This window comes from Acinetobacter sp. V102_4 (assembly GCF_031799005.1).
GTDB lineage: Bacteria > Pseudomonadota > Gammaproteobacteria > Pseudomonadales > Moraxellaceae > Acinetobacter > Acinetobacter calcoaceticus.
On sequence record NZ_JAVQNR010000049.1, the window covers coordinates 19,001 to 33,389 of the forward strand.

At 38.0% G+C, this 14,389-nt stretch carries 13 protein-coding genes; 6 read left to right on the forward strand and 7 right to left on the reverse strand.

Going from position 1 to position 14,389, the window contains the following annotated elements:
• Positions 1–17: 17 nt before the first annotated feature.
• The 5 genes from RMB13_RS13585 to RMB13_RS13605 form a co-directional block, all read right to left on the reverse strand.
• Positions 18–1,349 (reverse strand): APC family permease, encoded by a 1,332-nt coding sequence (locus RMB13_RS13585; RefSeq protein ID WP_198306792.1) that lies wholly within the window; start codon positions 1,347–1,349, stop codon positions 18–20.
• Positions 1,350–1,546: 197 nt separating this feature from the next.
• On the reverse strand, positions 1,547–2,254 hold the full coding sequence (locus tag RMB13_RS13590) for a cache domain-containing protein (RefSeq protein WP_311085485.1): 708 nt from the start codon (positions 2,252–2,254) through the stop codon (positions 1,547–1,549).
• Positions 2,255–2,319: 65 nt separating this feature from the next.
• Positions 2,320–3,039 carry a FadR/GntR family transcriptional regulator gene (locus tag RMB13_RS13595; protein ID WP_004641942.1) on the reverse strand — a complete coding sequence of 240 codons (720 nt, stop codon included), beginning with the start codon at positions 3,037–3,039 and terminating at the stop codon, positions 2,320–2,322.
• Positions 3,040–3,094: 55 nt separating this feature from the next.
• Positions 3,095–3,865, reverse strand: a complete 771-nt coding sequence (locus RMB13_RS13600; protein WP_198496245.1) for a nuclear transport factor 2 family protein — start codon at positions 3,863–3,865, stop codon at positions 3,095–3,097.
• 28 nt (positions 3,866–3,893) lie between these two features.
• Positions 3,894–5,324 (reverse strand): gamma-aminobutyraldehyde dehydrogenase, encoded by a 1,431-nt coding sequence (locus RMB13_RS13605; RefSeq protein ID WP_311085486.1) that lies wholly within the window; start codon positions 5,322–5,324, stop codon positions 3,894–3,896.
• Between the two features lie 431 nt (positions 5,325–5,755).
• Here RMB13_RS13605 and RMB13_RS13610 point away from each other — a divergent pair, with 431 nt between their 5' ends.
• Complete coding sequence (locus RMB13_RS13610) at positions 5,756–6,205, forward strand: hypothetical protein (RefSeq protein ID WP_311085487.1); 450 nt, start codon at positions 5,756–5,758, stop codon at positions 6,203–6,205.
• Between the two features lie 112 nt (positions 6,206–6,317).
• On the opposite strand, the gene RMB13_RS13615 is transcribed toward RMB13_RS13610, so the two are convergent.
• Entirely contained in the window at positions 6,318–6,740 is a 423-nt protein-coding gene (locus tag RMB13_RS13615) for an Lrp/AsnC family transcriptional regulator (protein ID WP_002120489.1), read from the reverse strand.
• 135 nt (positions 6,741–6,875) lie between these two features.
• On the opposite strand from RMB13_RS13615, the gene RMB13_RS13620 reads away from it, so the two are divergent.
• From RMB13_RS13620 to RMB13_RS13635, 4 genes are all read left to right on the forward strand, one after another.
• Positions 6,876–8,111, forward strand: a complete 1,236-nt coding sequence (locus tag RMB13_RS13620) for an aspartate aminotransferase family protein (RefSeq protein WP_311085488.1) — start codon at positions 6,876–6,878, stop codon at positions 8,109–8,111.
• Positions 8,108–9,202 carry an arginine N-succinyltransferase gene (gene astA, locus RMB13_RS13625; protein WP_311085489.1) on the forward strand — a complete coding sequence of 365 codons (1,095 nt, stop codon included), beginning with the start codon at positions 8,108–8,110 and terminating at the stop codon, positions 9,200–9,202. The genes RMB13_RS13620 and astA overlap by 4 nt, the downstream gene beginning before the upstream one ends.
• 400 nt (positions 9,203–9,602) lie before the next feature.
• Positions 9,603–11,066 carry an amino acid permease gene (locus RMB13_RS13630; protein ID WP_042897806.1) on the forward strand — a complete coding sequence of 488 codons (1,464 nt, stop codon included), beginning with the start codon at positions 9,603–9,605 and terminating at the stop codon, positions 11,064–11,066.
• A gap of 243 nt (positions 11,067–11,309) precedes the next feature.
• Complete coding sequence (locus RMB13_RS13635) at positions 11,310–11,678, forward strand: hypothetical protein (RefSeq protein ID WP_209830302.1); 369 nt, start codon at positions 11,310–11,312, stop codon at positions 11,676–11,678.
• Between the two features lie 46 nt (positions 11,679–11,724).
• Here the strand turns inward: RMB13_RS13635 and RMB13_RS13640 are convergent, their stop codons facing one another.
• On the reverse strand, positions 11,725–13,185 hold the full coding sequence (locus RMB13_RS13640) for a coniferyl aldehyde dehydrogenase (RefSeq protein WP_311085490.1): 1,461 nt from the start codon (positions 13,183–13,185) through the stop codon (positions 11,725–11,727).
• Positions 13,186–13,314: 129 nt separating this feature from the next.
• Here RMB13_RS13640 and RMB13_RS13645 point away from each other — a divergent pair, with 129 nt between their 5' ends.
• A complete protein-coding gene (locus RMB13_RS13645) occupies positions 13,315–14,385 on the forward strand; it encodes an AraC family transcriptional regulator (protein ID WP_311085491.1) in 1,071 nt (356 codons plus the stop codon).
• The last annotated feature ends 4 nt before the right edge of the window (positions 14,386–14,389 follow it).

Genomic DNA, 14,389 nt, shown 5'->3' on the forward strand with positions numbered 1-14,389 from the left:
ACGAAGTTCCTTAAAAATTAATAAGCATTACTAATCGCAATACTTTGTTTTTTAATCGTTTTATAGATAAATAAAAGAATGCCTAACGATAACCAGAAACATCCAAAAGTGAGCGAAGATGAATCAAGGTTAAGCCAGAGGCAAATAATGCTGATGACGGATAAAAGCGGTAAAAAGAGGTTTAGAAATTTATTTTTAAACCCTGAGCGCTGTTTATCTTTAATATAAAACTTCATAAAAACTGAGAAATTTACGGCTGTAAAAGCGACTAGCGCACCAAAGCTGATCAGGCTTACGACTTGTGCTAAATCTAGAAAAACCGCAGACATTGAAATAAGACCAACAAATAAAACCGAAAAAAATGGTGTACCTAAGGAGATGTGAATTGTCCCAAAATACTTTTTAGGAAAAATATTATCGGTGCCCATTATATACAGTAAACGTGAAGCGCTGGCATGAGAGGCAAGACCAGAGGCGACAGTGTTCATAATTTGTCCGCATAAGAATACGGATTGGAAAAAAGCACCGCCGACATAAAGCACAATTTCAGGAAGTGCTTCAGTAGGGTGCTGGAAGCGTAGATTATTTGGAAAATAAAGCTGAATAAACCAAGCAGCCGTGAAGAAAATAAGTCCGCCAGCGAGAGTTGTTAACATGACTGCTCGAGGAATATTTTTAGTAGGTTGTTTGGTTTCATTTGATAGCGTGGTAACCGCATCAAAGCCCAAAAATGAAAAGCACAAAACTGAGGCACCCGCAACGAGCGGTAGGATAGTTTGGTGCTCATGCCAGAGTGGGGCTAATGTAAGCACATGCTCATAACCTTGAGTTGAGCCAATACCCTTAATCACTAAATAAACAAAAATGACCATGAGTATGATGGGGGCAAATACAAACACGAGACTTAAGTTGGCAAGTAACCGAATGCGGAAACAATTTACTAAAGTGACTAGGCCCGCCGACACAAACACCCAAAACCAATAAGGCAGACTTGGAATAAGAGCTGTGAGATAAATTGCAGCTAGCAAAACATTAATGAGGGGTAATAACAGATAGTCGAGTAGGGAACACCAACCGACAAAAAAACCGCTTTTAGGACCTAAACTTTCAGCGGTATAGCTATATGCTGAGCCTGATTTTTCTGAATTTTTGCTGAATCTTGCATAGCTCCAAGCGGTGAGTAACATGGCACCAAGTGCGAGTAAATATGCGAGTGGCACATGTCCATTGGTAATGCCAGAGACAATACCGAAAGTATCAAACACCGTCATGGGAGTCATGTAGGCAATACCGATAATTGTGACTTGCCAAAGAGACAGTTTTTTTAAGGAAGACGTTTTATTTTCCATGTCATTTCAACCTCAAATTTCGTTGTTTTGCTTTTCATCCGGAAAAGCGATGCTATTTTTGAGCCAAAACTTCCCCAAGACCTGAATGAGCAAGTCTGTTTGAAGAAAGTTTGAACAAAAGCCAGAGGCTTCAGGTGCTATTTCGCTTTGGTGATGCCCTAAAGCAAGGTCAAATATTTAGTATTTTTGACTTTGCTCTAGATAACGACCAGTTGAAAAGATTGACATGGTCGTGAGAGAACCTGCTCGGGGCTTTGTCCTCTAAATAATGTGCCTGTCCTGATCGTGACGTCATTTGACGTAATGACTCGAGAAGAATCGTTGATCACGATTGCTTTTTGCTTAATGTTTTTAAGCTTCGGCATGAGTAGTTTTTCGAGTGAAGAAACTAAAATGTCTGTGGCAATCACACCGATAAATTGATCACGAATCATGACCGGATGGGCAAGGGTGATGGTATATGCACCATTACAAATATAATCGACATAAGGCCCATGAATGCAGGGACTTTTATTTTGAGCAGGTTTATGGAACCACTCAAAAGAGCGAAAATCTAAAAATCGCTGAGCATTTTGATAGTTTTCAAGTTTGGCTTGTTGTAACTGATCTTCTTTTTTATACCACCATTCGAGTGTCCAATAATCTTGTTCTTCTTGCGTTGCAGGGCTATAACTTGCAAAGCCGATACCTTGACTGTAATGGCTTTCCTGTAATGCCTTTTTAATTTCTTTTTGCAAAGCTGAACGTTCTGAACCTGAAAGCTTAATGTCTTTTGTTTTTTCAGGTTCATGTTTTGACAGAATTTTGCTCGCTTTAGTTGCCAGCTTTTCTGTAATGGCTGTCGTTTCCTCAACCACCGTCTTTAACAAATTTTGAAGCTCTTCTATATCTAAATGTTGGGTCATTCCTATAACTCCTAAAATTCCGTATTTCTCACTCGATATTTGATAAGCGCTCTGTTTTATTATTTTTATTCGATAGATAACTTATATCGAAGCATTTGGTCTGTTAGCATCGAAATAATTTTTCGTGCTTGAATAACAGCATCATCTTCATTGCCTTGAACAAAAGATGATAAAAGTTGGTGGTATTGCGCGACGACCAATTGATGAAAATGGTCATCTTGATAAAGCACAGCAATGAGCGGAGCCCATTCGGCTTGTATAGTTAACTCTTGATTTGCCAGTCGAGCTGATTGGGCAAAAGAGGTGAGAGTAAGCAAGCAACGTAAATCAAGCTGGGCACGAGTGTCTGCTTCAACGGCTTGTTCAAATTGCTCAATCAATTCTTTGATTTTGCCCAGTTCATATTCAGTGGTTCTTTGTGCTGCCAAATAGGCACCATGGCTTAAAATTGCACTATGAAATTCACCTAGATCAGCAAGATATTCATTTGAAGCTTGACGCAAAGGATGTTTGTTTAAGAGTAAATCGGAAGGTAACTCACAAACAAAACTTCCGCCGTTTCGTCCGCGTCGTGTATCAATCAGACCTTTTACCCGTAAAGTATTTAACGCTTCACGAACGGTAATCGGCGACACTCCCATTAAGCGAGCTAAATCCGCCTCGTTAGGAAGTTGTTCATTGCTTTTGAGCAATCCAGAGATAATTGCATTTTCCAAGCGTTCAACAACTTGTTCCGAGCGAGTTGCCTGAGCGATAGGTGCAAAAATTATCGTATATGCTGACATGGCGAATTCTCTAAAAGCTAAGTCAGTGACTTAGCTTAATGAAACGGATAAATGATTAAAACACGCCATATTGATGGACTGCCTGTTCATCTTCAGGCACAGCTGGTATTGCATCCCAAAGTTCAACAATTTTGCCATTATCTACACGCCACAATTCAAAATAGGCATGTCGATTTCCAGCAATATTTCCTTCGGAATGTGTCAATACAAATTGACCATCAGCAATGGAGCGATGAGTTTTGGAGTATACCAAACCTTGCCCTTCATTACGGATATTGTTCAAAAAATCAATCACTGCCTTAACGCCATCCCCAATATCTGGGCTATGCTGAATGAACTGATCGCCGTGGGTGTATTCTTTAAATGCTTCGTAATCGCCATCAATTAATGACTTCTTAAAGAAAGAGGTCACAATCTCACGATTTTCCTCTGGGTCATGGTGAGTTACGATTTCGGTTGGACCATCTAATTGTGTTCTGCCACTCACATTCGGAGCTGCTTCTGCTACCAGACCATCCCAATGTTCCACAATTTTTCCATCTTTAACGCGGTAAATATCAAAGCCAACTAACGGGTTTTCATCTAATCCCTGAAAGCGCCCATGAATAGCAACCAAGTCGCCATCTGCCAATACACGCACAGCTTCATGTTGCATGTCGGGGCAGTCTTCTACCAGTTGACGCAATCCTGAAATACCGTTGGCAACCAGTGGAGAGTGCTCAATAAAGTCTTCCGAAAAATAACGGTCTAGAGCAGTGGTGTCATGTAAATTAAATAACTCGTGATGCGCCTTACTCACAAAGTCTTTCATTTCTTGTTTATTCATTTTGATCTCCTTTCAAATCTGATTTTTATTATTCATTTGAACTCATTACATGTTTAACGCGTGTATATTCTTCAAAACCGTAGCCTGATAAATCTTTACCATAACCTGATTTTTTGAAGCCGCCGTGTGGCATTTCTGCGGTTAGAGGAATATGGGTATTAATCCAAACGGTTCCGAAATCAAGTTCACGAGACAGGCGAGTTGCGCGTGCATGATCTTTAGTCCAGACACTTGAAGCTAAGCCATATTCAATATCGTTGGCTTTTTCAATGGCATCATTTTCATCTGTAAATTTTTGAACAGTAATCACGGGCCCAAAAATTTCATTTTGAATTGCTTCATCGTGTTGTTTTAAACCACTAATCACAGTCGGTTCAAAATAGAAGCCTGGACGATTGGCTTGCTTGCCACCCGTTTCAACTTTGGCGTGAGCAGGTAAGTTGTCAATAAAGGTTTTAACATTCTTTAATTGATTAGCGTTGTTGAGTGGACCATAAAGTGCGTCTTGATCATCTGGTTCACCAAAGCGTGTATTTTTTGCGGCTTCAATTAATTTACCTAAAAATTCATCGTGAACTGCTTCAGCAACAATCACGCGTGTTGCAGCAGTACAGTCTTGTCCTGCATTGAAGTAACCCGTTAAAGCAATCATTTCAACTGCTTTATCGATGTCGGCATCTTCAAAAACCACCACAGGTGCTTTACCACCAAGCTCAAGATGAGCTTTAGCTAAATTTGCTGCCGCAGAAGCTGCAACTTGTAAGCCTGCACGAACCGAACCTGTAATAGAAACGAGCGCAGGTGTTTTATGCGATACAACTTTTGAACCGACCTGAGCTTGGCCTAACACCACATTAAATGCACCTTTAGGAAAAAATGGTGCAGCAATTTCTGCCAGTAAAAGTGTACTTTCTGGTGTTGTGTCACTTGGTTTAAGTACCACAGTGTTACCAGCTGCTAAAGCAGGCGCAATTTTCCAAACAGCCATCATGAGTGGATAGTTCCAAGGTGTAACTTGACCCACTACACCGACTGGTTCGCGGCGAATAGAAGAGGTTAAACCTTCTAAATATTCACCTGAAGCTGTGCCATTCAGTAGGCGAGCAGCACCTGCAAAGAAACGAACCTGATCTGCTGATGCACCCACTTCTTCAGATGCAATTAAGTGTTTTAACTGACCCGTATTACGACTTTGCGCCTCAATTAAACGCTCCGCATTTGCTTCAATAGCATCTGCCAAATTCAATAATGCTTTTTGACGAGTTGAAGGTGTACTGCGTCCCCAAATTTTAAAAGCTTCTTTTGCAGCAGCGTAAGCAGCATCAACTTCTGCCTCGGTTGCATTAGGCGATTGACCATAAACTTCGCCAGTCACAGGGCTTACCAAGTCAAAATAATCATTTCCTTTGCTAGCAACATATTCGCCGTTAATAAAGTGTTTTAGTTGAGTGTTAGCCATTTTTTATACCTTGTCCTTAGGTTTTAACATATAACATATAATACTATATGTATTATGTTTTAAATTTTCTGTCAAATGCTTTGATGAGGGGAGAGAGCGAAAAAGGTTTGAATTTGAATCAAATTAGATTTTAAGTTTTTGATTTGATTGTTTAAAAAAATAAAAAAATTATGTGGATTTTTAATTATTCTTTATTGATTCACTACCGCAAGATAGTTCTGTACCTTTTTATAGGGGGAGGGTGCAAGTTTTTGGAAAGGGAGCATGATTTTCAAAAGTTAAGTCACTTACTTAACCTAAGTCCCGTAAAAATTCATTTCATATTAATAATGACCAATATATTATTAATATCTAGTTAGACTAAGTATGATCTTGAATTTATTTTAGTAATAATTTATTGAAAGAATATAATTTTGAATGAGAGTGATGTTATGGAATCTATGCATTTGGTATACCATGTTAGAGATAAAATAAGAAAAGATCCTAATTATATAAAAACAGTTCAGGCTTTAACTTTAAATGAATTAAGACCAATGCATGGATTGAAAGGCGCATATGGGCTATATGGTTCGCTCGAGTGGTTAAATAATTTAGATTCAGGGATAATTCCACGTCAAGAAATATCAGGAATAATTCGGCGTATTTATACAACTGATATGGATAATGGCAACATACCAGACACTATGGATATCGAATTAAAAGATATTGGTAAAATTGTGAAGCAAGGTATTTTTTTTAATAATGAATCAGATATAAATCTTTTTATGGTAGGGAAGAGGATAGAGATTATTTATTATATAGAGGATATGAAAGCAATTGATCAGGCAACTGGTGAAAATGAAAAGCATAAGTTTGTTCTTGAAATGAAAATTTCAAACTGATCATAGATAGTCTTTCAATATATTCTACAGAAAGAGATACCCTATTCTGTAGAATAGTATATTGAATATGTTTGTAGGTTATTAATTTGAAAAAATAATAAAACCATTAATATCAGGTCTTATGACTCGCAAGCAGGATGCTGGTTTCGCTATTATAAATCCCTGAAATGTTCCTGATTCTTTCTAAAACTTTATCGAAGTTTTCTAAAGTGTCAGATCGTAGCTCGACCAAGATATCCCATTTGCCATTGGTTTTATGCAAACATTCGACTGCACTTTCTAGGCGTAGTTCTTTAATCACAGACTGCGCTTTGGTCCCTTCGACCATAATGCTCATCCATGCGCGGATGACATTTCGTTCTGCATTGGGTTTAAACCGTACAGTGTATCCGGTAATGATGCCTGAAGACTCTAAATACTCGATTCTCTTTTTAACCGTTGCTCTTGAAACGTGAACTTTTTCGGCTAACTCGGTAACAGACATCCGTGCGTTATCTTTAAGCAAACCTAAAATAATTTGATCAATGTTATCCATATTGTAATTGTCAATTATCAGATTGGTAAAAAATAATTCATTTTTGACTGAATTACAAATTTTGTGAATCAATTTGATTTTGAATAATAAGGTCATCAGTTAAGCCTAATAATTCAATTTAATGGACTAGATAAGATGAATAATTTTGCAGTTTCTCGTAGTAACTTTAACGAATGGATGGTTCCAGTTTTTGCACCAGCAAATTTCATTCCTGTACGTGGTGAAGGTTCACGTATCTGGGATCAAGAAAATAAAGAATATATCGATTTTGCAGGCGGGATTGCAGTAAACGCATTAGGTCATGCGCATCCAGTGGCAGTGAATGCTTTAACAGAACAAGCAAAAAAACTTTGGCATGTGGGCAATGGTTATACAAATGAACCTGTTCTACGCCTTGCAAAACAACTCACTGAAAATACATTTGCAGACAAGGTATTCTTCTGTAACTCAGGTGCAGAAGCCAATGAAGCTGCATTGAAACTAGCTCGTAAAGTCGGTCTAGACAGCGGTGTTGCTGGTAAAAGTGGCATTGTAGCATTTAAAAATGCTTTTCATGGTCGTACTTTATTTACCGTTTCAGCAGGCGGTCAACCTAAATATTCACAAGACTTTGCACCGCTTCCAAATGGTATCAATCATGTTGCCTTTAATGATTTAGAAGCAGCAAAAGCGGTAATTAATGAGCAAACTTGTGCGGTTATTGTTGAGCCAATACAAGGTGAAGGCGGCGTTATTCCGGCTGACATCGAATTTTTAAAAGGCTTACGCGTACTATGTGATGAGTTTGGTGCCTTACTTATTTTTGATGAAGTACAAACTGGTGTAGGCCGTACAGGTTCACTTTATGCCTACATGAACACTGGTGTTATTCCAGATGTTCTTACAACTGCAAAAGCACTAGGTGGTGGTTTCCCAGTCGGTGCAATGTTAACAACTGATAAGTATGCACCACATTTTTCAGTCGGTACCCACGGTACGACTTATGGTGGTAACCCGTTAGCAAGTGCGGTTGCAGGTGCCGTATTTGAATTTATTAATACGCCTGAAGTGCTTAACGGTGTTAAAGCGCGCCATGATTACTATAAAAAAGCTTTAAATAAATTAAACGAAAAATATGAAATCTTTGAAACAATTCGCGGTCAAGGTTTACTCATTGGCTGCGTCTTAAAATCAGAGTTCACTGGCAAAGCAAAAGATATTAACAACCTTGCGGGTGAAGAGGGATTACTTAGTCTTATTGCTGGTCCAAATGTTGTGCGCTTTACACCATCTCTGATTATTCCTTTGGCTGATATTGATGAAGGCTTAAAAAGATTTGACCGTGCACTTGCTCGCTTCGTAGCAATTCAAAAGGATGAACAAGCGGCATGATGATTATTCGCTACATTGAACCTAAAGATGTTAATGACCTTTACCTGTTGGCTCAAAAAGCAGGTTTTGGCTTGACGTCTTTACAGCCCAATATAGAAAAATTGGCAGCGCGCATCGACCGAGCTTGCAAGACAGTGGCAGGTGAGTTGCCAAAGGCAGATCAGGTTTATCTATTTGTTCTCGAAGATACTGAACTCAACAAAGTGGTGGGTGTGTGCGGTATTGAAGTCGCACTCGGTTTAAAAGAGCCTTGGTACAACTTTCATGTAGGGACGCAAGTTCATGCCTCGGAACCGCTAAGTGTTTATAAAGCTTTACCAACACTATATTTAAGTAATGACCACACCAACTGTAGTGAGCTTTGTACTTTATTTTTAGATCCGGACTATCGCTTAAATAAAAATGGCAAATTTTTATCTAAAGTTCGCTTCTTGTTCCTATCTGCATTTCGCCAATATTTTGAAGAAACGATTGTGGCAGAAATGCGTGGTTATTCCGATGCAAATGGGCAGTCACCATTTTGGAATGCGGTAGGCCATAAGTTTTTTGATATTGAATTTACCAAAGCCGATTATTTAAGTGGAGTAGGGCAAAAAGCATTTATTGCAGAGCTGATGCCAAGACATCCTCTTTATGTCGATATGTTGCCAGATGATGCTAAAGCAGCGATTGGTATTGTTCATCCAAATACTCGACCAGCCTATAATCTCTTGCTAGAAGAAGGGCTGCGCTATAAAGGATATGTCGATATTTTTGATGGTGGGGCGACATTGCAGGCCGATATTGAAAACTTACGGGCGATTAAAGAAAGTCAGTCTGTAGCGGTCCAAATTGAACAACCTGAAAATATTGCGGTAGGGGATGAACCTTACATTGTAGCCAATGATGACTATGAAAATTATCGCGCCATTCTTGTGTATAGCAAACCTCATCAGAAAATATTGCAACTAACACAAGAACAAGCAAAACAATTGAATGCCGAAAATGGTTGTTTAGTTCGTGTGCTAAGTGTTCAAGCTAAACACGTTTTCAATCCAAAAGTAGTAAACAAACTCAAAGAGACTGATCATTTGCGAATGGCTGTTAATTAAGCAGAAATACTATACATTTCACCAAATTTAAGAAGGAATACTATATTATCGCTAACGCAAGATTGGTACATGGATAAATACAATCTTGCTCGCTGAGCTGGAATTCATTAGCCTGCCTCTATTCTATAAACGACAGACAATTAAAATATTTAATTAATTTATATATTTTAATTGTCTACTGAAATTATATTGATAGAGGCCAGGCTAATATAATAATGAAGGAAAGGATTTATGATTAATTTTTATTGTTATAGGTAATAGCTTTTAAAAAGGAATTTATAAGGTTTTAAATGATTTAATAATATTTTTAACATGATTTAATGGACTAAATTGATAATCATATAATTTATTTATTATTAAAACATTTACAACGATTGCTATAAATTGGAGTAAATATTACATGAGTAAGAATAACGGAAAGCAATTCCTGGAAGGAGATCTTCTTGGTAGTCAACATATGACTGAGCAAGAAGAAGAGAAATTGCAACGCTCATTAACCAATCGTCATATTCAGATGATTGCGATTGGCGGTGCAATCGGGACTGGATTATTTATGGGTTCCGGAAAAACATTAAGTATTTCAGGAACTTCAATTGTTTTAACCTATTTAATTATTGGTTTCTTCTTTTTCTTCGTAATGCGAGCAATGGGGGAGTTGCTGCTGGCGAATACTAATTTTAAAACATTCGCAGATTTTGCAACGGCATATCTTGGTCCGTGGGCGGGATTCTTCCTGGGTTGGTCCTACTGGTGTAACTGGATTATTACAGCTATTGCAGATGTGATTGTGATTGGAGGGTACATGCAGTTTTGGTATCCCGATTTACCCGTCTGGATTCCTGCATTTACTTCATTGGCAATTTTAACCATACTCAATTTTGTGGCCGTTCGGCTATTTGGTGAACTCGAATTTTGGTTTTCCCTCATCAAAATTACAGCAATTATTCTGTTCATTCTTGCGGGTATTTACTTAATTAGTACCGGATTTACTTCTCCAAATGGTGTTAAGGCATCGGTTAGCCATTTGTTTGAAACAGAGTCGATGTTTCCTTATGGTGTAACAGGTTTCTTAGCAGGCTTCCAAATTGCCATATTTGCGTTTGTGGGTATTGAACTGGTGGGTACAACTGCTGCTGAAACCAAAGACCCGCATAAATCACTTCCAAAAGCGATTAACTCTATTCCTTTACGTATTTTATTGTTCTACGTAGGTGCATTGGTTTGTATTATTGCGGTCACATCTTGGGCTAAAGTGTCGCCAGAAAAAAGTCCATTTGTAGAAATGTTTACATTGGTGGGTTTACCAATTGCAGCAGGTTTAATCAATTTTGTTGTAGCAACTTCAGCGCTATCTTCTGCCAATAGCGGAATTTTTGCAACCAGTCGTATGTTATACGGTTTAGCATTAGACAATGATGCACCTAAAAGCTTTAGTAAGTTATCTAAAAGTAAGGTTCCAATTAGAGGACTCGTATTTTCGATGGCTTGCGTGACGGTGGGAACGTCTATTTTATTTATTGTTCCAAACGTTATGACTGCGTTTACAATTATTTCAGCGCTCACTTCAATTTTATGTATTTTTACATTCATGTTGATTGTACTTTCTTATATTTCCTATCGTAAAAAATTCCCTGAATTACATATTCAATCCCAATATAAAATGCCGGGTGGATTATTTATGGCATGGTTTACGATGCTGTTTTTAGTTTTCACTATTGTAATTTTAGCTTTAGATCATGACACCTTAATTGCGCTTGAATGCTCACCAATATGGTTTATTGGTTTGTTTATTGCCTATAGATATAAAAAGAAAAAGATGTTGCAGCTTGATATTTTAAAAGCTCAAAAGGTTGATTATATTTAAATTGAGTGTAGTAATCTTTATATCGAAGCTAGGGAGACCTAGCTTTTTTGTTTTTAAAATAATAATTTATAATTTTGTTTAAGATAATTTGTTCATGGTTACAAGATTTAATAGCAAACTTACTCAGAAAATTTTTATAAGGTCTGAAATGAATTTCAGGATTTTAAATATGGGCATAGATATTAAAATGAATTAAATTGATTTTAAAACTAAAGATTACAAAGTAAAAGGAATAGTAAACCCATGATACTTAAGTGTAACGATAGTAATTTGTACGATTTTACTATTGGGAATAGATACATCTGTTTTGGGGTGCAATTTAATGAATATCGAAATGAAACAAAGGTATCTGTTCGCCGTGATTCGGATGGTACCCCTGTTATTGTAGAAATTTCTAAATTTGAAATAATTAATCCTAGTATACCTGAAGGTTGGGAAATTTCATTTTATAAACAGGAAGATACTATAACTACTGCTATTGAACCTAAAGAATTTAGTGGAGCATTTTGGGATGACTATCATAATGGAAATCCTAAAATGGAAAAGTTATTTGAAGATACTTATATAAAGATCTGTAAATTTCATAATTTTCTATTACGTCCCATTGATTAAGTAAAACCTAATAAAAAAGCCTCATTACGAGGCTTTTTTATAATCCTTATTTAATATTTGGATCACCTTTTTCCAAGAAAAAGCGGATCGCTAATTTTTGTAGGAATGTTCCATAAGGAGGGTGGAAAAGTTGAGTCGGGAAAAACCGATGGCGTGTAAATACCGTTTTTGCATGTGAAAGTTCACGGAAACCTTCTTCACCATGATATGACCCCATGCCTGAGTTTCCGATACCTCCGAAAGGAGCATCATGGTTAACTACATGCCAGCCCCAATCATTGATGGTTACACCACCCGAATGAGTTTCACGTAAAATACGGTCACGTTCTACCGAACTATGTGTAAAGCAATAAAGTGCTAAAGGTCGTTCATCTGATTTCACATAGGTAATTGCATCATCTAAAGAATCATATGCAACGACAGGTAAAATAGGGCCAAAGAGTTCTTCTTTCATAATGCGCATGTCTGGAGTGCAATTCAGCACAATCTGTACAGGCATTCTGCGGCGTTGTTGGTCAAAGCTATAAGAGTCGCAAGGAATAATCCGCGCGCCTTTTTCTTGTGCATCGGTCAAAATATCTTGAATACGTTTTAAATGACGGTCATTTACAATAGATGTGTAGTTATCATTGTTTGTGATGTTTTGACCAAACATTTTTATAAAGCTTGATTTTGCAGCATCCACAAATTCATCAATACTTTCTTTGGGAACCAAAGCGTAGTCAGGTGCTACACAGATCTGACCACTGTTTGTTGCTTTACCATGCGTAATACGTTTTGCGGCATCGGCAATTGGGTAGTTACGGCTCACAATTGCTGGTGATTTACCGCCTAACTCAAGTGTAACAGGAGTTAGATTTTCAGCCGCTGCTCTCATTACCACTTTGCCAATAGCTGGAGAGCCAGTAAATACAATATGGTTAAACGGTAAAGAGGTAAATCTTGCTGGGTCTGTAATTTCTTCACCAAAGACTGCGACTTCATCCTCATTAAAGACTTCGGCGAGCATACGTCGTAGCATTGCATTGGTATTCGGTGTAATTTCAGACAATTTAATCATGACTCGGTTGCCCGCAGCTAATGCGGCAATGAGTGGTCCAAGTGCTAAATAAACGGGGAAGTTCCAAGGAACAATTACACCAACCACGCCTTTAGGTTGGTATTGCACACTTAAACGATTTGATAAAAATAAAAGTTCCGTACGGCGTTTACTTGGGCGCATCCAGCGGCGTAAGTGATGAATTGCATGATCAGCCTCTAACACAGAGCCAAGTAAATCTAATAGTTTAGATTCATCCAGTGATCTTGAACTAAAGTCAGCATTAATCGCAGCAGCTAAAGCATCTTGATAACGAATAATTTGTTTTTTGAGTTGATGCAGTTTTGTTCGGCGAGCCTCAAGGCTTGGGTAAGGGTCCGCTTCAAAATTAGCACGTTGTTTGGAAAAAATAAGTTCCATATGTTCAGTGGCAGAGCCGCTATATTCTTTTAAAGTGGAGCTTTCCATTTTTATTCCTTCCCATATTTTGCTTATCATACTTTATGCTTGAAGCGTCGTATGGTCGATGTTAAATTGAGACAACAAGAGGTAGTTTAGTGCCATTATGCACGTCACTCTAGGGATGGTGTGAGTTAAATGCCTAATAATATTTATAAAAGTACAAATGTTGTTATCGAAGGAAATTATGATAATACATCCTTAGGTTCGAATACATATTTGCTAGGTTTGACCAGTTTATTTGATGAAATGGGTTCGCAAGGCTATTCAATATCAGATGTTCTATCTGGCACAGATATTTCGTCGGACACCATGAATCAACCCTCTTTATATATTTCTCAACTTCAAAAAATCCAGTTATTTCAAAATATTCAACGTTTATCACATGATCCGTTAATTGGATTACGTGCTGGACAAAAGCAGCGGCTGTCAGATTTTGGGGTGTATGGTTACGCACTCTATTCTTCGCGTAATTTTAGGCAAGCAGTAGAACTTGGCATTCGACACATTAAGCTCGCTGGGCCTATTTTAAAGAAGTCTTTTTATATTCGAGATGATGCTGCTGTTTTTGAAGGGCAAGATATTATTGCACTAGGTAAGCTTTTGCCTTTGGTGTGCGAATTTTGGTTTAGCTCAATGCAAACCTTAATTGAACGTGTGCTTGAAGGGCCATTTCAAGCCAAGAAGCTTTTATTACCTTATCCAGCGCCTGATTACGCAGAAGAATATGAAAAAGTTTTTCATTGTCCTGTTCAGTTTAATGCTGGGGTGATGCAATGGCACTTTGAGTTAAAATGGCTCGATGTACCTTGCCCAAATGCTAACCCGATTACCGCGGATATGTGTAAGTCGTTTTGTGAGCGGATGCTTGGTGCTGCTGAGCTTGAAGAGCCTGAGTTGGTGAAAACAATTCGTTTGATATTGTTAGATGGAACAGGGCTTTTCCCATCGGCTCAGGAAATGGCTGAGCGGTTGCATATTTCAAAACGTACTTTACATCGGCGGTTAGCGGGTTTTAATTTAACCTATCAAGAATTGTTAGATGAAACTCGGCGCCGTCTTACGGATGAATATTTGCGAGAAACAACTTTAACCATAGACGAAATTGCCGAGAGAATTGGCTTTTCAGATACTTCTAATTTTAGAAAAGCCTATCGGCACTGGACAGGCATTTCACCAAATGAGTATCGATTACAGTATCAAAATTAGAATA

Coding starts and splice junctions, on each gene's coding strand:
- RMB13_RS13585 (WP_198306792.1), bottom strand. CDS start 1,349: ATGGAAAATAAAACGTCTTCCTTAAAAAAACTGTCTCTTTGGCAAGTC.
- RMB13_RS13590 (WP_311085485.1), bottom strand. CDS start 2,254: ATGACCCAACATTTAGATATAGAAGAGCTTCAAAATTTGTTAAAGACG.
- RMB13_RS13595 (WP_004641942.1), bottom strand. CDS start 3,039: ATGTCAGCATATACGATAATTTTTGCACCTATCGCTCAGGCAACTCGC.
- RMB13_RS13600 (WP_198496245.1), bottom strand. CDS start 3,865: ATGAATAAACAAGAAATGAAAGACTTTGTGAGTAAGGCGCATCACGAG.
- RMB13_RS13605 (WP_311085486.1), bottom strand. CDS start 5,324: ATGGCTAACACTCAACTAAAACACTTTATTAACGGCGAATATGTTGCT.
- RMB13_RS13610 (WP_311085487.1), top strand. CDS start 5,756: ATGGAATCTATGCATTTGGTATACCATGTTAGAGATAAAATAAGAAAA.
- RMB13_RS13615 (WP_002120489.1), bottom strand. CDS start 6,740: ATGGATAACATTGATCAAATTATTTTAGGTTTGCTTAAAGATAACGCA.
- RMB13_RS13620 (WP_311085488.1), top strand. CDS start 6,876: ATGAATAATTTTGCAGTTTCTCGTAGTAACTTTAACGAATGGATGGTT.
- astA (WP_311085489.1), top strand. CDS start 8,108: ATGATGATTATTCGCTACATTGAACCTAAAGATGTTAATGACCTTTAC.
- RMB13_RS13630 (WP_042897806.1), top strand. CDS start 9,603: ATGAGTAAGAATAACGGAAAGCAATTCCTGGAAGGAGATCTTCTTGGT.
- RMB13_RS13635 (WP_209830302.1), top strand. CDS start 11,310: ATGATACTTAAGTGTAACGATAGTAATTTGTACGATTTTACTATTGGG.
- RMB13_RS13640 (WP_311085490.1), bottom strand. CDS start 13,185: ATGGAAAGCTCCACTTTAAAAGAATATAGCGGCTCTGCCACTGAACAT.
- RMB13_RS13645 (WP_311085491.1), top strand. CDS start 13,315: ATGCCTAATAATATTTATAAAAGTACAAATGTTGTTATCGAAGGAAAT.